At 62.7% G+C, this 18,981-nt stretch carries 14 protein-coding genes and 2 pseudogenes; 8 read left to right on the top strand and 8 right to left on the bottom strand.

Annotation, left to right across the window (positions count from 1 at the left end; translation table 11 throughout):
- A complete protein-coding gene (locus ABNX08_RS41330) occupies positions 1–2,145 on the bottom strand; it encodes a hydantoinase/oxoprolinase family protein (protein ID WP_349605737.1) in 2,145 nt (714 codons plus the stop codon).
- A 51-nt stretch (positions 2,146–2,196) separates the two neighbouring features.
- On the opposite strand from ABNX08_RS41330, the gene ABNX08_RS41325 reads away from it, so the two are divergent.
- Together ABNX08_RS41325 and ABNX08_RS41320 are read left to right on the top strand one after the other, a co-directional pair.
- A complete protein-coding gene (locus tag ABNX08_RS41325; RefSeq protein WP_349605738.1) occupies positions 2,197–3,153 on the top strand; it encodes a lecithin retinol acyltransferase family protein in 957 nt (318 codons plus the stop codon).
- 290 nt (positions 3,154–3,443) lie between these two features.
- Entirely contained in the window at positions 3,444–5,459 is a 2,016-nt protein-coding gene (locus ABNX08_RS41320) for a sigma-54-dependent Fis family transcriptional regulator (RefSeq protein WP_022540457.1), read from the top strand.
- A 114-nt stretch (positions 5,460–5,573) separates the two neighbouring features.
- Here ABNX08_RS41320 and ABNX08_RS41315 read toward each other — a convergent pair.
- Positions 5,574–6,114, bottom strand: a pseudogene (locus ABNX08_RS41315) (integrase); the annotation flags it as partial.
- A 107-nt stretch (positions 6,115–6,221) separates the two neighbouring features.
- A pseudogene (locus ABNX08_RS41310) lies at positions 6,222–6,509 on the bottom strand (ISKra4 family transposase); the annotation flags it as partial.
- Between the two features lie 319 nt (positions 6,510–6,828).
- On the opposite strand from ABNX08_RS41310, the gene ABNX08_RS41305 reads away from it, so the two are divergent.
- Positions 6,829–8,982 carry a cytochrome-c peroxidase gene (locus ABNX08_RS41305; RefSeq protein WP_374063762.1) on the top strand — a complete coding sequence of 718 codons (2,154 nt, stop codon included), beginning with the start codon at positions 6,829–6,831 and terminating at the stop codon, positions 8,980–8,982.
- 44 nt (positions 8,983–9,026) lie between these two features.
- Here ABNX08_RS41305 and ABNX08_RS41300 read toward each other — a convergent pair whose 3' ends face one another.
- Together ABNX08_RS41300 and ABNX08_RS41295 are read right to left on the bottom strand one after the other, a co-directional pair.
- Positions 9,027–9,275, bottom strand: a complete 249-nt coding sequence (locus ABNX08_RS41300; protein WP_022540454.1) for a hypothetical protein — start codon at positions 9,273–9,275, stop codon at positions 9,027–9,029.
- Between the two features lie 15 nt (positions 9,276–9,290).
- Positions 9,291–10,184, bottom strand: a complete 894-nt coding sequence (locus tag ABNX08_RS41295; protein WP_374063761.1) for a LysR substrate-binding domain-containing protein — start codon at positions 10,182–10,184, stop codon at positions 9,291–9,293.
- A 106-nt stretch (positions 10,185–10,290) separates the two neighbouring features.
- Between ABNX08_RS41295 and ABNX08_RS41290 the strand changes: the two genes are divergently transcribed.
- The 5 genes from ABNX08_RS41290 (at position 10,291) to ABNX08_RS41270 (ending at position 15,913) form a co-directional block, all read left to right on the top strand.
- Complete coding sequence (locus ABNX08_RS41290; protein ID WP_349605745.1) at positions 10,291–12,240, top strand: aconitase family protein; 1,950 nt, start codon at positions 10,291–10,293, stop codon at positions 12,238–12,240.
- Between the two features lie 38 nt (positions 12,241–12,278).
- Positions 12,279–13,256 carry a tripartite tricarboxylate transporter substrate binding protein gene (locus tag ABNX08_RS41285; RefSeq protein WP_349605746.1) on the top strand — a complete coding sequence of 326 codons (978 nt, stop codon included), beginning with the start codon at positions 12,279–12,281 and terminating at the stop codon, positions 13,254–13,256.
- Between the two features lie 90 nt (positions 13,257–13,346).
- Complete coding sequence (locus ABNX08_RS41280; RefSeq protein WP_349605748.1) at positions 13,347–14,336, top strand: 2-dehydropantoate 2-reductase; 990 nt, start codon at positions 13,347–13,349, stop codon at positions 14,334–14,336.
- Between the two features lie 259 nt (positions 14,337–14,595).
- A complete protein-coding gene (locus ABNX08_RS41275) occupies positions 14,596–14,817 on the top strand; it encodes a hypothetical protein (protein ID WP_349605750.1) in 222 nt (73 codons plus the stop codon).
- Positions 14,818–14,878: 61 nt separating this feature from the next.
- Positions 14,879–15,913, top strand: coding sequence for an IS630 family transposase (locus ABNX08_RS41270; RefSeq protein WP_029307886.1), 1,035 nt, complete (start codon positions 14,879–14,881; stop codon positions 15,911–15,913).
- Positions 15,914–16,204: 291 nt separating this feature from the next.
- On the opposite strand, the gene ABNX08_RS41265 is transcribed toward ABNX08_RS41270, so the two are convergent.
- From ABNX08_RS41265 to galU, 3 genes are all read right to left on the bottom strand, one after another.
- Complete coding sequence (locus ABNX08_RS41265; protein WP_349605802.1) at positions 16,205–17,020, bottom strand: undecaprenyl-diphosphate phosphatase; 816 nt, start codon at positions 17,018–17,020, stop codon at positions 16,205–16,207.
- A 213-nt stretch (positions 17,021–17,233) separates the two neighbouring features.
- Positions 17,234–17,548, bottom strand: a complete 315-nt coding sequence (locus ABNX08_RS41260) for a hypothetical protein (protein WP_349605752.1) — start codon at positions 17,546–17,548, stop codon at positions 17,234–17,236.
- 224 nt (positions 17,549–17,772) lie between these two features.
- The gene (galU, locus tag ABNX08_RS41255) at positions 17,773–18,669 is read right to left on the bottom strand and encodes a UTP--glucose-1-phosphate uridylyltransferase GalU (RefSeq protein ID WP_349605753.1); all 897 of its coding nucleotides are present in this window, start codon (positions 18,667–18,669) and stop codon (positions 17,773–17,775) included.
- Between the last annotated feature and the right edge of the window lie 312 nt (positions 18,670–18,981).

Genomic DNA, 18,981 nt, shown 5'->3' with positions numbered 1-18,981 from the left:
TTACTTCACTTCCTTGAGATGGAACAGGCGGTGCTTGTCGATCGTGGTTTCGAAGCCGTCGGGCACGACGAAGGTCGTGGCATCGGATTCGATGATGGCGGGACCCACGATATGGTTGCCGGCCTTGAGGGCTTCCATCTTCCAGAGCGCGGCATCCACCCACTTCTTGTGGCGGTAGAAGGGACGGGTGCCAAGATATGCTTCGCTGGGCGGCGTGGGGCCGGCATCCGGGTCTTCCGGCAGCACGGGCTTTTGGGTCACGACGGTGCCGCGCAGGATGGCGCCGGTGATCGAGAAGCCCAGTTCCGGCGAGCGGGCGGAGCTCGCGTAGACGCGGCCGTAGGTGTTCTCGAAGGCCTCGACGATCTGGTTCCAGTCGACGGCGGTGGCGGCGCTGGTCACCGGCGAGACGATCTCGAGGTCATTTAGCTGGCCCATGTATTGCATCTTGTAGCCGGGGATCAGCAGCACGTCCTCGGGCTTATAGCCGTTGAGGACGAATTCGTCGATGACCTTGACTGCCAGTTCAGACCAGGCTTCCTGCAGGCTCTTGCAGGCGGCTTCCTTGTCGGCGTCGGGGGCGTGCTGGGCAACACCAAGGTCCACTGACTTGTCGTAGCGGTACTCGAAGTCGGCGCAGGCGCAGCCGAAAGCCGAGAAGCCTGCCGCCCAGGCTGGCACGACGACGTCCTTGAAGCCGACGCCCCCTGTGTAGCCGTAGGTGTGCACCGGGCCGGCGCCGCCGTAGGAGAAGCAGGTGAATTCCGCCGGGTTGTAGCCCTTGGCACTGATGTTGGCGCGCAGGTACTCGGAGAGGGTGAGATCGAGCAGTTCGATGACGCCGGCGGCGGCATCCTCGACCGACAGGCCGAGCGGGTCGGCGATCTGCGCCTTGATGTGGTCGCGGGCGCGCTGAACGTCGAGCTTGATGGCACCGCCCAGGAAGTTCTCCGGGTTCAGGTAGCCGAGCACGACGTGGCAATCGGAAACGGACACCGTGTCGAGGCCGCTTTCCGGCCAGCAGGTGCCGACGCGGTAGCCGGCGCTGTCGGGGCCAAGCTTGATCGACTTGCTGTAGGGGTCGAGGCGCACGAAGCTGCCAGCGCCGGCGCCGACCGAGTCCATTGCCACCAGGGGCAGGGAGAGCACCAAGCGGGCCATGTCGGGGTCGGACTTGATGGCGAAATTGCCCTTGGTGATCAGGGCCACGTCGAAGCTTGTGCCGCCAATGTCGGAGCAGGCTATGTTCTCGTCGCCCAGATACTCGCCCAGCAGCTTGGAGCCGATGACACCGCCGATGGGGCCGGAGACGATCGTGCGTGCGAGTTCCTTGGCCTTCCAGCTGATAGTGCCACCGTGCGTGGCCATCACCCGCAGGTCGAACCTGGCGCCGTGCTTCTTGAACCGGTCGCTCACCTTCTTCAAGGTCTGGCGCGAAGGCTCTGCGCCGTAAGCCTCGAGGATGGTGGTATTCATCCTGTGGCTCTCCTTGCGCGACGGGTAGTAGTCCACCGAGGCGAAGACTGGGATATCCGCCTTCAGCTTTTTCAGCTCCTCTCGCACAATGTCACGGGCGCGCTGCTCGCTCGATTCGTTCTTGTGGGATTGCAGCAGGCAAATGACGATGGCTTGCGAGCCGGCCTCCACCAGTTCCCGGGTAGCCTGGCGGACCTCGTCTTCACGCAGGGGGATGACCACCTTCCCCTGCACGTCGGTACGTTCGGTGACACCGCGCGTGCGCGAGACGGGCACCAGCGGCTCGTCGTAGCGGTGGGTGTTCAGGTGGATGCGGTCCTCCAGGGCATAGCCTAGATAGCTCTGCAACGCACGGCCCATTGAATGGATCTGCTCGAAGCCGCGGTTGCAGATGAGGCCGACGGCGAGGCCCTTGCGCATGAGGATGCGGTTGAGCATGGCCGTACCGGAATAGACACAAGTCACCAGTTCCGGATAGACGTCGTCCACTGTCCGGTCCCAGTGGGCGAGGGCATCTTCGGAGGAGTTGTAGATGGCAAGGGATTCGTCGCCGGGATTGCTCTGCGCCTTGCCGACCACGAAGCGGCCATCCGAGCGAACGAAGAATGTGTCGGTCATCGTGCCACCAGCATCGATGCCCATCACCTGTACGGTGGACTGCGGTTGCATACTGCCTCCTGTCGTTGGTGTAGTCATGGTGGGATCTCCCACGACTCATCCATGGCAAAGCTTGTGCCAGGCCTGGCTGGCACCAGGGAGCAACCCCGGCAAGCGATTGAAATCAACGAGTTGCCGGCATTGCCTGACCACGTCGCTGGTCGCGGCATGCCTGGCGTCGGTGTCCGGATTCACGACGCCCTGCGCAGCGGTGTCCGGGAATCGGACGCTCTCTGGCCAGCGATCGATGCGATTGCCTTCGGCAAGCCCCGGCATTTAGCTGTTGGAGCATTGACGATTGCCCAACGCGGATCGCGCCAGGCGTGGGCGGCATGGAGGTCTGCCCTGTCGCTGCCGCGATGGACGCCGATGGACCCTGACGTTCCTGGGCTCCGCCGCGCAGATCGCTGTAGCGCTGGCACGCGCTATGCGCTGGCTTCACACGAATGGCAGCGGAACGTGGTGAAGCCCATGAAGAATTCAATGAGGTCAAGGCGCCTGATTGTCGAAGCTTTCGAAGCGGCTGCCGACACGAACCTGGCGATCGGAACCCATCTCGTCACCGATCGACTCTGGTACACGCATCATGGCGTCTATGCGGGGGCCGGCAAGGTCGTGCATTACGCTGGGCTGTCGCTGTCACTGCGTCGCGCCCCGGTGCTCGAAGTCACGCTCGCAGAATTCGCGCATGGGCATCCGGTCTGGGTCCGGCAAAGCCCCGGTGCCAGGTTCGCCGGTGTGGAAGCTGTCCAACGCGCCTACTCCCGCATCGGCGAGGACCGCTATCGCCTGATTTCCAACAACTGTGAGCACTTCTGTATGTGGTGCCTATATGGCGAGAGCCGCAGTGATCAGGTCGACGTATGGAAGTCTTGGGCAAGCGCTGTGCTGGCTGGCGGGTGCAAAGCTGTCGGGCGGCTCACGGTCACGGCCTTGCGAAGTGTGTCCGTGCTGCGAGCGGTTTCCCGAGTCGGATTCAAGGGCGGGACGTTCGCGAATTCAACGCAATCGTTATCGTGAGCCCGTGCCTGTGTCGCATCGGGAAAGACCAGGACATGCTGGCTTACGCCTCAGCGGCCGCCGTGCATACGGGCGGCCGTTCGTGGCGGCTGCGGTCGCCGCTACCGCGCTTGTCTGAGAGCGCTGCTGTCGCTGTCCGGTTTCCGGACACTTTTGGCTGCGATGGCCGGAAACCGGACACCTTCCGTTGGTATGCTGCAAAGCACAAATTATTGATTTGAAAAGAGATTTATTGACTTGGCGATGGCACGCGGATACGGTTACTCCAGTCAATTGAGAGCGATCGTCCCATGCCGTTTTCTCGTTGCGGCACCCTGATCCCCCGCCTCGGCGACGAACCCGTCGTGGCCTCCGCCTGGGAGCGATTTGTGCAGGACCAGCCCCTGGAAGTGGCAGGTGTGCGCAGCGTCGTCCTGGCGTCGTGGCAGCGGTGTCGTTCCGAGGCCGTTGACCCTGCCAGGCACTCCGCACCGGGAGCTGCCACCGAACGTGTCCGTCAGTTGCAGCGGCAGAACCGGGAGCTCTGCGAGGCCGCGCGTCCGGCACTCGAGGGCCTGCGCGATATCCTGCGGGAATGCGGCACCCTCATCATGCTCTGTGACCCGGGCGGCACCGTTCTCCACCTCAATGGCGAGACCAGGGCCCGGAGCATCGGCGAGGGGATCAACCTGGCCACCGGTGGCTGCTGGAATGAGGATGTCATCGGCACCAATGCCATTGGCACCGCGATCGCCACCGCCGCTCCGGTTCAGATCCATGCCGACGAGCATTTCTGCCTGGACGTCAAGCGCTGGACCTGCGCCGCGGCTCCCATTCTTGACCCGTTTAGTCGCACCCTGCTGGGAGTCGTGGATGTTTCTGGCGTCAAGGAAACCTTCCATGGGCACACCTTGGGGCTGGTGGTGGCTGCAGCCAGGCAGATCGAAAGCGAACTGGCACGTCGCGAAGTTGCACTCCACGAGCGATTGCTGACCCGAGCCATCGACCATTTCATCCGTTACGCGAGCGATTATGTTGTGCTTGTCGACAGCCGTGGACGCATTGTCCGTGCTAACGGAAATGCACAAGTGGCGCGGGAGAGCTATGACGTGCGGCTGCCGTTGGAAGTCGGCGGCCAGGTGCCGGGACTCAACCTTGCACTGCCCCAGATCGATCGGTCCTGCCAACGCCCGGAATGGCTGCGCCCCGAATGGCTGCACCCGGTGAAGGACCATGACGGGATGCTGGGTACGATGCTGGTGATCCCGCTCGGGACGCGCCAGAACCGAAGCGCTGTATCGCTGTCCACGGCTACGGCCACTGTCACGGCGACAATGGCCGGAAACGATGCGTTTGGCGAGATCATCGGGGGAAGTGAGGTGCTGGAGGCGACCAAGGCACGCGCCCGTCGTATCGCCCCTCTGGATCTGCCCGTACTGCTCCTCGGCGAGACCGGAGCAGGGAAAGAACTCTTTGCCCGGGCGCTGCATCGGGCGGGTAAGCGCCCCGAGGGTCCATTCATTGCCGTCAATTGCGGCGCTTTTACCCGTGAGCTCCTGGCCAGCGAACTCTTTGGCTATACCGAGGGAGCCTTTACAGGTGCCCGTCGTGGTGGCCTTCCGGGGAAGTTTGAGCAGGCCGACGGCGGCACGCTCTTCCTGGACGAGCTTGGGGAGCTGCCGCTAGACATGCAGCCCCACCTGTTGCGCGTGCTGCAGGATGGCGTTGTGGTCCGCCTGGGCGATACCCGCGAGCGGCGCGTTTCGGTGCGCGTCGTCGCAGCCACGAACCGTGATCTGCAGAAGGAGATCGCCGCCGGGCGCTTCCGCGAAGACCTGTACCACCGCCTCTGCGTGGTCAGCCTGCCGCTACCGCCGCTGCGCGACCGGCCGGGCGATATCGCGGCAATCATCGAGCATCTCAACAGCAAACTGGCACGCAAGTATAGCTGTGCGCCCAAGCAGCTTGAACCCGCCGTGCGCCAGGCGCTTCTGAGCCATCGCTGGCCGGGTAACATACGTGAACTGCAGAATGTCTTCGAGGTGATGTTCGCGCTCAGCGAAGGCAACATCATCGATACTTCTCTGCTCCCCCCGAGCATCGCACAGACGCCAAAGGACTCCCTTTCCGTATCAACCTCGACGTCAGTACCTGTTTCATTTGGTCGTCTTGAGGAAATGGAGAGGCAAGCGATACTCGACGCGATCGCGAATGCCCATGGAAACATGTCTATGGCCGCCCGGACACTGGGTATTTCGAGGAGTACGTTATACGTGAAACTGGCCTCGATTCGGGCTGAGCCCGGCAGTTCACGCGCCGGCGCGTAGCGGTTTAACCGGCCCGCGCCGGGACACCTTCGGGACCGACTGCATCGCATGCCAGATGTTGACGGAAGCCGTTAAATGGCCCGGGACGGTCTCTGCCAGGGCCAAGATACCCGTCTCACGGCCGATAACGGGCAGCACCAGCGGGCGCGTTTCCCATGCTGCGGGCTAGATGGCAGTCCGTGGGCGCGCCAGTTCGGCGATCAGTTCATCGGTGGCCGGTACCTGCCGGGTCTTGTTGCCCCTTGCCGGTTACCTCCAGCCACCAGCGCTCGATGCCCTGGGCGTCGCGCCGGCAGAAGAACGCTCCCATGGGCGTGCTCGCGACTTCCGACGCGCGCAACCCACCCAGATAGAGTGCCGTCAGCACCCAGCGGCAGCGTGCCGCATGCAGGCGCTCGCGCACGGTGCCGACCGGCATCGCCTCGACGGTTTCCTTGACGGTCGCCCACAGCTGGTGGCTCAGATAGCGCGTGATGCGCGGCCGGGGCGGGGCACGCCGGCGCCGCGCGAGCGCGAGCGGGTTGCCGGCCAGGTAGCCGGCCTCGGTCAGCCAGGCGAAGAGCGCGTTCAGGATCACCATCGCGTGGCGCACGCTGGCGGGTGACAGCGGCCCGGCAAACGGGCGCCAGTCCGGATGACTGCGCGCGAGTTCCTGGCACCGTATGTGGGTAAGCACATACGGTGCCCGAATGGAGCACGCCGGGATCTATGTGCGCGGGGTACCGGGCAACTGGTATTCCTACCGCGATTTGGTCTATGGCGGTAAAAGACCCTCCCGAGTGTGGCCTTCAGCTCGAAGCAATGACCGTCGTGCAGGCGACGGTGCACGCTGCATGCCTTGCATGCTCTCTGCGACGGGCGAAAGCGATCGAGTTGCTCGACGATAAATTCCCGCTGGGTGCAATTGATCAGTGACCTTACCTTCAGCCAAGGACAATCCGACCTCCCCGAGGCGTGACTCCCAGCGAGGCGGTGAAACCGCATTACCTCGATCCGCTTGACCGCGATTCCATCGCCGTCGTCGAACTCGAGAACGATCGTGTCTCGCAGGGCGGCTCCCCGTCTCATTGTTGCTAAGGCGATGCTCCACGGCAGGACCCGTTTGGCCAGGCAGCTGACCTGCTCGACGCTCTGGTGCCGTGGCGTGACCGGCAATGTCTATGCGGTAACGCACATAGACGGCTCACGTTGCACCCTGTCGCAGCTACATATGATTGGACGTGGTTCCTGCGGGTCCTCCTGCAAGGCAGCAGCCAACGCGTGAGGAGGCCGAGCGCAGTCCTGGCGCGAGGCGATGCCTTGGCGACGGGAACCACGACAACGCCGCTCAAACTCATGTGCTGTAGCGCCTACGGTCCAGGTGAAAGATATGCCCAACAACAACAGCAATAGCCACGCTTGTGATACCAACCCCGACCCGGCGCAGTCGCGATCCCGGGCTCATGCGCCCGAGTCCGGTGATTGCCTGCCGTCACGCATCGACGGCGCCGGCTCCTCGTCCCCGGGCGCTGGAAAATTGCGCCGCCAAAGGCAACGCGGTCAGGCACCGCTTAAGGCGATGCTCATGGTCGCCATCTTGTTGGGGACACCAGTTCTGATGTGGCGCTTACTGCAGGCGCAAGTGGTAGATCCCCTGGCGGGGCTGAAGTCGCTCAAGACCGCTGTGGTTCCCGGTCCGCCTGCCGAAGTTCTCGATCAGTTTGTCAAGGACAAGGCGGCCGCCATCCAGCTCGGCAAGGCGCTGTTCTGGGACATGAAAGTGGGCAGCGACAACAAGACCGCCTGTGCAAGTTGCCACTTCCATGCCGGTGTCGACAACCGCATCACGAACCAGCTCTCTCCAGGCCTGCTGGGCGGCGATAAGACCTTCCAGCTGGGCCGGCCTAACTACACCCTGAAGCCGGAAGACTTTGCGTTCACCAAGCACGTGGACGTGAACCAGGCGCAGCCGCAACTCTCGAACGTCAATGAGGTTTCTGGCTCGCAGGGGGTATTCACCCGCAACTTCGTTGAATTCGGCACGGGCAAGACAGGCGATGTCTGCGCCACGGTTTCCGACGACATCTTCCACGGCGGTACAGGCTTCAACCTCAACGGCGTCAACACGCGGCAAGTGACCGGACGCAATACGCCGTCCGTGATCAATGCGGTATTCAATTTCCGCAACTTCTGGGATGGGCGCGCCAACAACATGTACAACGGCGGCGATCCGTTTGGCATGAGGAATCCCAATGCCCTTGTGTGGAAGCACGAGGGTGGCGTGCTCAGGCAAATCCAGGTGGCCATTCCAGGCGCCTCCCTGGCGTCGCAGAGTGACGGGCCGCCCCTGAGCGCGGTCGAGATGAGTTGCGCGGGCCGGTCATTCATGAAGCTCGGCAAGAAGCTGCTTGGCCAGCGGCCGTTGGCCGGCCAGACCATCGCTGCGGACGACAGCGTACTTGGCCCCTTGGAGTTACTGCGCAACAACGATCAGCTACCGACTTACTCTGAGCTGGTCAAGAAGGCATTCCGCCCCGAGTATTGGGCCTCACCGACACTGATGCGCATGTCGGCTGCGGATGAGGTGAAAGTCGGCTCGATGGATTTGCTGCCCGCCCGCCCGTTCAAGCGCAGCAACGAGAAGTTCGAGGTAAGCCAGATGGAGGCCAACTTCGCGCTCTTCTTCGGCCTCGCCGTTCAGCTTTACGAGTCCACCCTGATTGCCAACGATACGCCGGTCGACCGTTACCTCGACGGCCAGACCGGAGCCTTGAATGAGCAGCAGTTACGCGGCGCCAGGATCTTCACCGGGGCCGGGCGTTGCAGCCGCTGTCACTCGGGTGCTGAACTCACTGCCGCCTCATTCTCCAGCGTGACCGCGCAGCGGCTCAGGCGGATGCCAATGGGAGATGGGCTGGAAGCTGTCTATGACAACGGCTTCTACAACATCGGCGTGCAACCGACCGCAGAGGATCTCGGCGTCGGCGGCATCGATCCGTTCGGCAATCCGTTCTCCGAAACGCGGATGGCGCAGCAGGGCAAGACCCAGTTGCTGGGCAACGGCTTCGATACCACCAAGGAGACGGCAGTCGGCGAGACCCAGCGTGTGGCGGTTGACGGTGCCTTCAAGACACCAAGTCTGCGCAATCTGGAGTTTACCGGCCCGTATTTCCATAACGGCGGAAAATCTACCCTGATGCAGGTGGTGGACTTCTATAACCGTGGCGGGGATTTTGCGGACGTCAACAGGGCGAATCTGGATCGGGGCATTGCGCCGCTCGGCCTGACGGAGTCGGACAAGCAAGACCTGGTGGTTTTCATGCTTGCCCTGAGTGATGACCGTGTGCGCTATCGCAAAGCGCCGTTCGATCACCCCTCGCTCTGCTTCCCCCAGGGGCATAAGGTCAGCTCTTCCGGAGCCTTGCTGCAGGACGGAAGCACCGGGAACGGCGTGGACAACACGGAATGCATTAGCGCGGTGGGAGCGGGGGGCGCGAGCACCGGCCTTAAGCCGTTCCTTAACCTCGATCCGTTCCAACGCTAGTGGATGAGTCAGCGACGATTCGCGCAGCGGGTCCAGCCGACTCCTTACGGGTTTGACGATGGGTCGTTCTTAAGGCGTATGGGCCGTTGCTCGAACAGGCAGCGGCCCATGCGATAAACATCGCTAAGCTCGCGAGGTGTCTCTTCGTCGCGCACGGGCTTACGCAAAATCGTCTTAAGCTTCTCGGCAGCAATCTTGCGCGGGTCACTCAAATAGATTTCGTGATGATGCCCAATTTCGACCAGTCCAGGTGCGCCGGCAGCGATCATCGCGTCAATTGTAATGGTGCTCATAACGCTCGGATGCGGTCAGCGCACACGTCCCGCCGGCTGGGCCTCTGCACCCGACTGTATCCAGGAGAAAAAGCGCGCGACAGCGGGATCGTGACGTCGCCGCTCCGGACAGACGAGGAAGTGCTTTCTTCCCGTCGAAACGATCTCTGGGAACGGTGCGATGAGTCGGCCCGACGCGAGATCTTCTCCCACGAATTCCGGCTGCGCAATGCAGACACCCAGACCCTCGAGTGCGGCTTGGTACATCAACAGCGAGAAACTGAATTCGATCTGGTTTGCTGGCTGCAAGTCCGGCACCTCCATGAGCTTGAGCCAGAGCGGCCAGTCCTCAGGACGGTTGGCGCTGTGAAGCAGGGTCATCGACTCCAGTTCGGCCAGCCGCGGTTTGCGCTTGCCCCATAGCCTTGGCGAGCAAACCAGGATTCCGGTTTCATCCATGACGGAGATGGCATGCAGCCCGGGATCCGGCTGCGCCGAACGCTGCATCCCGATGTCGACATCCTCGGACTCGAAGTCCACGGGCTGCACGCTGGTGTTGATACGCAATTCAAGCTGCGGGTGGAGTACCTGAAACCCTGGCAGCCGAGGCATCAGCCACTTCATCGCGAACGTGGGTGGCACCTTGAACTGCAATGCCTGACTGCCGCCGCGCGAAATCTGCTGCAGCACCCGTTCCAGCGCAGTGAAACTGCGCTGGCTAGCGGCAGCCAGCAACTCCCCATGTGGCGTGAGCCGCAAGGTACGGCCGCTGCGTTCCACCAGGCGTTTGCCTACGCGCTCTTCGAGCTGGGACACCTGCTGGCTGACGGCGCTCTGCGAGACATGCAGGGCCTCAGCGGCGCGGGTGAAGCTGAGGTGTTCGGCGACTTTCTCGAACGCGCGCAAGGCTGTGAGCGGAAGGGATGACATTAGGTGAACTTATAAAGCATCAGGAGCGCTAACTTGTAGAAGAGGGGCGCAGCAACAAGAATACCAGGCGAGTCACAGTACTTTAACTTATGAAAGGAGAGTGCAGTTGTCCACTGTTCCCCACCGCCTGCGCTTCAACGGCCGCATTCTCTTCCTGTCGCAGGATGCGCAAGTCGTGAAACGGCAGCTCGCCGGCCAGGAGGTTTCGCTCGAAGAGGCGCTGCCGCTCCGCACGGACGTCTCCACCGACGAGATCACCCCGGCCTGGATCTGTTACCACTACGACGAACAACTGGGCGAGTTTCCCTATCTTGGCCTGAAGTGCGGCGAAGCCCTTCCGGTTGCCGCTGGCAGCGTCAGGGCAGGCGGCTTCGCCGTCACCGTTGCAGGGCGGCGCTATGGCAAAGGGTCCTCGCGCGAAGCCAGCCCCTATGCCGAGTGGTGCGCTGGAATCCGCCTGGTCATCGCAGAGAGCTTCGAGCGGATCTACCGCCAGAATTGCCGCAACCTCGGTATCCTCACCTCAACCGATTTCGGCCTGATCGACCGCATACGCCGCGGCGAGTCCATTCCGATCGAGGAGTTCACCCGTGGAGAGGATGAACTGACTGCCGAACTTATCCGCCGGGGCGGCTTGTTCAATCTGATGCGGGCGCGCAAGCAGGGGTGGGTGCCTGCGGCTCACTTCAGCGGACCGAGGCCAATGACCTACGCGGAGAAGATCATTGCCCGCGCCAGCGGTGGCCAGCCGGTACGCCCCGGCGATCCCGTGTTCGCAAGGGTCGACTGGCGCTATGCGCACGAATACAGCTCACCGCTCGCCATCGTCGCCCTGGAGCGTGAAATGGCCGGCCGGGTGGTGCTCCACGACCCAGCTTCGATCGTCTTCTTCTCGGACCATCTGACCTTCGTCCATCGCAGTATGCCGCCCGAGCGCCGCAAGCTGGGTTTGCTCGATCTGGCGCAAGCCATGGCGAAAGTCCAGCAGCGCTTCTGCGAGCAGCACGGCCTTAAGCTGCATGGATTCTTGCAAGACCGCGACGGTTCCGAGGGCATCAGCCACTCGATCATGGCCGAGCGTTACGTCCTGCCCGGGCAAGTTACCATTGGCACCGACTCACACACGCCGCATTGCGGCGCGCTCGGCGCGTTTGCCTTCGGTGCCGGCTCGACCGAGATGGCCGCCGCGTGGATGACAGGCGAGGTACCCATGCGGGTTCCCGGGACCTGTCGCGTGCGGCTGACCGCCCGCTTGCCCATCGGCGTCGAAGCCAAGGACATCGCCCTCCACCTGCTACGCACGCCTTACGTCCGCGATGGCCACGCAATCGGGCAAGTCTTCGAGTACACCGGCGAGGCCTTGGTCGGATTGCCAACCGATGAGCGCGCCACGTTGACCAACATGGTGGCGGAAATGGGGGGCATCACGGGCCTGGTCGCGCCTGACGAGGAGACTCGCCGGTTCCTGCGCGAACGCCGTGGCATCGATTTCCAGATCGAGTCCTGGATGCGCAGCGACGAGGAAGCGGAAGTCGCGCACACGATCGAGATCGACTGCGCTGCGCTGCAGCCGATGCTGGCCCGGCCCGGCGACCCTGGTAGCGGCTTGAGCATTGCCGAACTGGACGAACCGGTGCGCATCGATATCGCCTATGGCGGTTCGTGCACGGGCGGCAAGCGGGAAGACCTGCGCCACTGCCATGAAGTGCTGGCCTGGGCCGTCGAACGCGGTATGAAGGTGGCACCAGGGGTGCGACTTATCCTCCAGTTCGGCAGCCAGGACGTGCGCGACTTCTGCGTGCAGCAGGGCATGCTCGATGTGTTCGCCCGCGCTGGGGTGGAGCTGATCGAACCCGGCTGCGGTGCCTGCGTCAATGCCGGGCCAGGCGTTTCCGAGCGCGCCGAACAGGTCACCATCAGCTCCATCAACCGCAATTTCCCCGGCCGCTCCGGCCCCGGCAAGGTGTGGCTGGCGAGCCCGGCCACGGTGGCGGCAAGTGCCGTCGCCGGTCGCATTACGAGCTTCGAACAGTTGCGCGTCGCGTTCGACCAATAGCGCGGCCACAGCAACCAGAAAACATTCAGGAGACAAGCATGCCATCGATCCATCGACGTCATTTCATCGGCGGCCTGGCCGCCTCCGCGGCGCTGCTCGCGCTGCCAGGTTATGTGTCAGCGCAAGGCACCCCCCCCTTGCGCGTCATCGTTCCCGCAAGTGCCGGTTCCGGGCAGGACGTGATGGTCCGGTCCGCACAGTACGCGATGAGCAAGGCGCTGGGACGCCCCGTCGTGATCGAGGACCTGCCGGGCTCCGGCGGCATCATCGGCACGCACCAGCTTGTCAAGGCGGCGCCGGACGGCAATACCATCGCCTTTGTCTCAAACAACCACGTCGTCAATCCGGCCGTCTACAAGAAGATGCCGTATGACAGCCTGAAAGACATCACGCCAATCGCGATACTGGCCGAGACGCCGTTCGTGCTCGTAGTCAATCCCAACCGGCTGCCAGCCGGGAACGCCAGGGAACTGGTGGCCTTGCTCAAGGCGAAACCCGACCATTACAACTTCGCCTCCTCCGGCAACGGCACGATTCTCCATCTTGCCGCCGAGATGTTCCTGGACGCCGCAGGGCTGAAGGCCCGCCACATTCCCTACAAGGGGGTGGGGCCGATGATTACCGACCTGATCGGCGGGCAGGTCGATTTCGGTGTGCTGGCCGTGCCCGCCGTGCAGCCGCAGCTGAAAGCCGGCGCCTTGCGTGCCGTGGCAGCGACTGGCGCCACGCGGGTGCCTTCGCTGCCGAACATACCGACGCTGCAGGAGCAGGGTCTCAACGTGACCGTGGGCGGCTGGCTTGCCGCGATCGGACCGGCCGGGCTTGCCACGGCGCAAGTGAAGCGACTGCACGATGGCATCGTGGCAGCCTGGACTTCACCGGAGGTGAAGAAGGCCATGGCCGAGCAGGAGAACATCCTTCGCCCCACGACACCCGAGGCGGCCGCAGCGCTGTTCGCGCGAGAGCAGGCGCGTTATGCGGAACTGGTCCGCAAGGCCGGCGTGACGTTGGATTGACGGCGCCGCAACACACCATCCCCTTGTTTGTGCGCGGTCATTGGCCCACACTGCCTTCGCGTGGGGAGCACCGTCCGCGGAGATGAGAATATGACACAGGTATGCATCGTTGGCGCGGGAGCTATCGGCGGCTTCATCGGCGCGAAGCTGGCCGCGGCCGGACACGCGCAGGTGAGCGCGCTGGCGCGGGGCGCGACGCTTGAGGCGCTGCGCGCGCACGGCTGGCGCCTGAACACCGCGCAGGGCCTGCTGCAATCAGAGCTCGCCGCGGCAAGCGAACACGCCGGCGACCTGGGCGTCCAGGACCTTGTCGTCATCGCGGTCAAGGGGCCGGCATTGGCGCACGTCGTGCGCGGCATCGGTCCGCTGATCGGGCCCGCAACGCTGGTGATGCCGGCGATGAACGGCGTGCCGTGGTGGTTCTGCCGCGGGGTGGCGGGATTTCCCGAGACGCTGCGCAGCGTCGATCCGACCGGGGAAGTCAACGCCGCCATTCCCTTCGAACAGGTGATCGGATGCGTGGTCCATGCCAGCAGCTCGGTGTCCGAGCCGGGGCTGGTCCAGCACAAGCTAGGCCAGGGTCTGATCGTCGGCGAGCCGGTGGGTGGGACGAGCGAACGCGTGCAGCGCATCGTGGACCTGGTGTCGGAGGCGGGCTTCGACGCCACGCACTCGACCGATATCCGCTTCGACATCTGGTACAAGCTGTGGGGCAACATGACCATGAATCCGGTCAGCGCCATTACCGGGGCGACCGGCGATCGCATCCTCGCGGACCCGCTGGTCCGGGGATTCTGCTCCGCCGCGATGGCAGAGGCGCAGAAGATCGGCGCACGCATCGGCTGCCCGATCACGCAAAGCCCGGAGGACCGCCACGAAGTCACCTCCAGGCTGGGCGCCTTCCGCACCTCGATGCTGCAGGATGCCGATGCCGGTCGTGCCATCGAGCTCGACGCCATCGTCGGAGTAGTACGCGAGATCGGCGAACGGCTGGGCATCGCGACCCCGTGCACCGACATTCTGTTCGGCCTGGCACGCTTGTTTGGCCGCGTGCATGGCCTGTATCCACAAGTCGCGTGAAAGGCCCCTATACAGTTCAGATAGCGTTTGAATACCGACCGTTCCTTCACCAGGCCATCGTCTTGCCCACCCGGGTAACAGTCGAGGATGCGCCGCCGGTAGGGTTACCGAGCGAAACGGGCGAAATGGTGGCGTTGCCTTTGATAGCTGCAAAGGTTAGGTAGGCTCCCAAGGGGTGGCCGCTCGAAAAATTGGGCGCGGCACCGGCTCCGTGTGGACTGCGCTGATCGGTATCGCGACGGTGGGAGCAAACCAAACCATGCGGTTGATCATCGAAGCCAGATTGGCCGACAGCGGAACTGGCCATGACGTTGACGGCGTTCTGGCCGTGGTTGAGCGCCGTGACTGTAGTCTTGCACAACTGGGCCTGACCCTCGCGGAGGGGCGATCGCTGCTGGAAAAGGTGCAGGTTAGTACCATCAGGCAGCGTGAAGTAATGTTGAAACTATCGCAGGTCCGTCGCTTGGTCGCATCTTACTGACCAGTCCCTAAATAAAGCGACAAAAGTTGAACGCAAGGGATCGACGGTAGTCTCATGAGGCATGAAACGAGATGGCCGCAAACTGGATCGGGCGACGCAGGAGGAATTTCGGTTGCTGGCGTTGCGCCGAGTGAGGGAAGGCGAGAAGCCGTCGGAGGTGGTGAAGTCGCTGGGGATGAATCGCACCTCGATCTACCGGTGGATCAAAGCTGCCTGCGGACGCGGAAAGGGGGAACGCGCGCTGGCCGCGCGGCGGGCAACCGGCCGACCGGCCAAGCTCACAGCGCGCCAGCAAGCGCAGGTGTTGCGCTGGATCAACGGCAAGGATCCCAGGCAATACGGACTGGACTTCGGGCTGTGGACGCGACAAATCGTGGCCACCTTGATTGACCAGAAGTTTGGTGTGCGCATGGGGCTGACGGCGGTGGGGAGATTGCTGGCGCGTTTGGGCCTGACGCCGCAAAAGCCACTGCAGCGCGCCTACCAGCGCGATCCTCAGGCGATCGAGCGCTGGCAGCGTGAGACCTATCCCGACATTGCGTCAACTGCCCGGCGCAGCGGGGCCGAAATCTACTTCTGGGACGAATCCGGCTTCCGCGCTGACACGGTGCACGGCAAGACGTGGGCGCTCAAAGGGCAGAGCCCGGTGATCGAGCGGCCCGGCCAGCGCCAGTCAGTTTCGGCAGCTTCGGCGGTCAACGCCTTGGGCGGCTTCTGGTTCGCGACGTACAAGGGAGCGCTCACCGCGGAACTGTTCGTCGAATTGCTCAAGAAGATGATGAAGGGCCGGCGCAAGCCGGTGCATCTTGTCGTTGACGGCTTGCCGGCCCATAAGAAGGCAAGCGTGCGCGAATACGTCGAATCCACTGGCGGCAGATTGACGTTGCACTTCCTGCCAGGCTACGCGCCGGACCTCAATCCGGACGAGCTGGTGTGGAGTCACATCAAGCGCACCGGCGTGGCGCGCAACCCGCTGCGCGCAGGCGAGAAGTTGGAGATTCGCGTCGAGCAACAACTGCGCGGGCTGCAGAGAAAGCGGAGCCTGGTTCGATCATTCTTCGATGTCCCATCTGTCGCATATATTTGGGACTGCTGAGTAACTACATTTCACGCTGACTACGCGGCTCCGATCTCGTTGAGTAAAAGAAGCATTCTCGCGCGTCATGGCTAAAATAGGCCGCAATCTAAGCCGGTGAACCAAAAGGCAGCATTGTCGCGGCATGAGAGTAGGAGCGCGGGGACATGCGCTCCCCGAACTGCAGCTGTGAAGGATAGCCGTGAGACGGTGAAATAGGCGTAATCAAGGCGCATATCAACTTTACTACGCAAACGGAACATCATTACTACACTTCACGGTAACGGTGGGCGCCCAGTGAGCATCCGAGGCTCATAGTGAGGAGACAGCCGTCAGGACTGCAATCAGCAAGCCCAGCGCGATGCGATACCAGGCAAACACTCGCAGAGAATGTCGCGCCACAAGGCGAATCATCGCATTGACAACGAACAGCGCCGAGATGAAGGCAGCAATAGAGCCAGCGGCAATCGCCCAGAGGTCCTCCGTCCTGAGTAAGTGGTAGTGCCGCATCGCGTCGTAGGTGGCGGCGCCCAGCATAGTGGGGATTGCCAAGAAAAAAGAGAATTCGGTTGCGGCTTGTCGGGACACGCCAGACAGCATTCCTCCCACGATGGTGGCTCCCGAGCGGGACGTGCCGGGAATCATGGCCACGCACTGCGCGAAGCCGATACCGATGGCTTGCTTCCAGCCGAAATCTTCGATGGTGTGAATGCGAGGGACTGCCTTGCGCCGCTCTACCCAGAGGATAATCAGGCCACCCACGATCAATGCCGTCGCGACGACAGCGGGATCGAAGAGTCGGTGCTTGATGGGCCCGATGAACAGTGCGCCGATGACTGCTGCAGGCAGAAAGGCGACCAGTACCGCAGTGGCAAAGCGTAGCGCGTCCGGATCCCGCCGGACGACTCCCGCACACAGATGCGTGATCTTGGCACGATACAGCCAGCAGACGGCCAGGATTGCGCCGAGCTGGATCACCACGTCGAACACGCGCGCCTCATGGGACGCGAAGTCGATCCAACCTCCGATCAGGATCAGGTGTCCTGTGCTTGAGATCGGCAGGAATTCCGTCAAGCCTTCAAGGATGCCGAGAAAAAACGCCTTGCCCAGGTGTATCCAGTCAATCATGTGGCTGCTACCTTTTTGGTTGACTTGCTGTTCGGAAGGGAAGCGGTCAGCGCGCATGAGAACCGACGCGAAGTCGGCTCACGTCAAGCGAGACGCACCTGACCTCCCACGGCACAGGCCCGCGCACTCCGCGACGGCGACGCCTCGAATGGGGTGCTAGAGCGGCCAAGGCGGCCTTGAGCGGCCCTGAGCGGCCCTCAACGGGCATCTAGCTTATGAGCGAGCGAACAAGCCACTAACGCCATAAGCAAACAATTGATCAGGCCGAACCGTCTCGTAGTCGCGAATACGCATCGCGATGCTGGTGTACTCGTAGACGAATTCTGCGAACACCGCCTTTCGGTCCCTGCCGATCACATCGTAGATGGCTTCCTCGAACTCGGAGTCGGTCCAAACCGTACCAGCGTGGGCAATGACCTCAGCCATCGCGCGGTAGAACCTGCCCTCATCGACAGGGCGTGCGCTGTACCAGGAGTTGTGAACGAGCCATTGCTTGAGGGCTTTGGCAATTTCGCATTGTGCCGACATCCAGGTGTCTCCAGTATGCTCGAGCGGAGCGAGGATCGTCGCACCTGCTGTACGACCTCGACCTTGTTGAAGTGGCGGGCGGCTCGCCGTGCCACTGCGGCACACGAGCCGAGCGTGTGTGCGGATCGCGACTACGCGGAGCACGCCGACAATCGACGCCTACCGCGTAGCCGTGCCGCAAAGAGCCGGTGGCTCTTTACCGTGCCAAATTGGAGGCGGTACTGTCAGGCAATCACGCTGTCAGACAGGTGATGGCCACGCTCCTCTAGGTAGCTGCGGAAATTTGCACCTGTTTCCTGGTGCTTAAGCGCATACTCGACGGTTGCCTTCAAGTAGCCCAGCTTGCTGCCGCAGTCGTAGCGCGTGCCCTGGTAGCGATAGGCCAGCACCTGTTCCTGACCCAGCAGCGACTCGATCGCGTCGGTCAGTTGGAACTCACCGCCGGCGCCGGGCTTCAGTGCGCGCAGGTGGTCAAAGATGCGTGGCGTCAGGATATAGCGCCCAACTACGCCGAGGTTCGAGGGGGCCTCTTCCGGAGCGGGCTTTTCCACAATGTCAGACACCTTGATCACGCCTTCGCCCCACTCGCGGCCCTCGACCACGCCGTAGGATCGGCTCTGCTCCGGCAAGATCTCTTCTACCCCAAGCACAGAGCAATTGTAGTGGTTGTAGGTGTCCACCATCTGCTTCATCACCGGCGGGTTGCCATCGATGAGGTCATCGGCCAACATGATCGCGAACGGCGTGTCGCCAACCAGCTTGGCCGCACACAGCACGGCGTGGCCCAAGCCGAGCGCTTCGGACTGGCGCACGTAATAGCACTCGACGTTGGCGGGCTTGATCGAGCGCACGACGTCCAGCAGTGCCCGTTTGTTCTTGGCTTCGAGTTCCACTTCCAGTTCGAACGCCTTGTCAAAATGGTCCTCGATGGCGCGCTTGGAGCGGCCGGTGACGAAGATCATCTCGGTGATGCCGGCGGCCATCGCCTCTTCTACGGCGTACTGGATCAGTGGCTTGTCTACCACCGGCAGCATTTCTTTCGGGCTGGCCTTGGTGGCGGGCAGGAACCGGGTTCCCAGGCCCGCCACCGGGAAGACGGCTTTGCTAACGCGACTCGTCATTTCAGTTGCTCCCTTCTAAAAGTTTGAAAAAGCTGAGACGGCCTTGAAACGATGAAGCACTCCGGCAGTGCGGATGCGCATGCCTGGTTTCGACGCTGAGGGATTTCCCCGTTCCGAGCCGTTTAGATTTTCGGACTTAAAACATACTCACTTCTGGGTTAAACAAGCATGCTGCGTCTCTCGCATACCGACACCGTCAGACATTTTTCTGACGGTAAAGAAAGAGGGTGTAGGCGCAACAGGGAATCGCCTACACCCTTAAGCGGCAACGGGGTGCCGCTCGGAATTGTGCTGCGTCGCAGCATCCGCGGT

The sequence above is a fragment of the Cupriavidus sp. DF5525 genome, from assembly GCF_040149425.2.
Classification (GTDB): Bacteria; Pseudomonadota; Gammaproteobacteria; order Burkholderiales; family Burkholderiaceae; genus Cupriavidus; species Cupriavidus pickettii_A.
Note: the sequence above shows the minus strand (reverse complement) of the source record. Positions and strands in the feature narration are given on the sequence as shown.

Bases quoted from the DNA above. Each gene is read 5' to 3' on its own strand.
- ABNX08_RS41330 (WP_349605737.1), bottom strand. From the start codon at position 2,145: ATGCAACCGCAGTCCACCGTACAGGTGATGGGCATCGATGCTGGTGGC.
- ABNX08_RS41325 (WP_349605738.1), top strand. From the start codon at position 2,197: ATGGCAAAGCTTGTGCCAGGCCTGGCTGGCACCAGGGAGCAACCCCGG.
- ABNX08_RS41320 (WP_022540457.1), top strand. From the start codon at position 3,444: ATGCCGTTTTCTCGTTGCGGCACCCTGATCCCCCGCCTCGGCGACGAA.
- ABNX08_RS41305 (WP_374063762.1), top strand. From the start codon at position 6,829: ATGCCCAACAACAACAGCAATAGCCACGCTTGTGATACCAACCCCGAC.
- ABNX08_RS41300 (WP_022540454.1), bottom strand. From the start codon at position 9,275: ATGAGCACCATTACAATTGACGCGATGATCGCTGCCGGCGCACCTGGA.
- ABNX08_RS41295 (WP_374063761.1), bottom strand. From the start codon at position 10,184: ATGTCATCCCTTCCGCTCACAGCCTTGCGCGCGTTCGAGAAAGTCGCC.
- ABNX08_RS41285 (WP_349605746.1), top strand. From the start codon at position 12,279: ATGCCATCGATCCATCGACGTCATTTCATCGGCGGCCTGGCCGCCTCC.
- ABNX08_RS41280 (WP_349605748.1), top strand. From the start codon at position 13,347: ATGACACAGGTATGCATCGTTGGCGCGGGAGCTATCGGCGGCTTCATC.
- ABNX08_RS41275 (WP_349605750.1), top strand. From the start codon at position 14,596: ATGCGGTTGATCATCGAAGCCAGATTGGCCGACAGCGGAACTGGCCAT.
- ABNX08_RS41270 (WP_029307886.1), top strand. From the start codon at position 14,879: ATGAAACGAGATGGCCGCAAACTGGATCGGGCGACGCAGGAGGAATTT.
- ABNX08_RS41265 (WP_349605802.1), bottom strand. From the start codon at position 17,020: ATGATTGACTGGATACACCTGGGCAAGGCGTTTTTTCTCGGCATCCTT.
- ABNX08_RS41260 (WP_349605752.1), bottom strand. From the start codon at position 17,548: ATGTCGGCACAATGCGAAATTGCCAAAGCCCTCAAGCAATGGCTCGTT.
- galU (WP_349605753.1), bottom strand. From the start codon at position 18,669: ATGACGAGTCGCGTTAGCAAAGCCGTCTTCCCGGTGGCGGGCCTGGGA.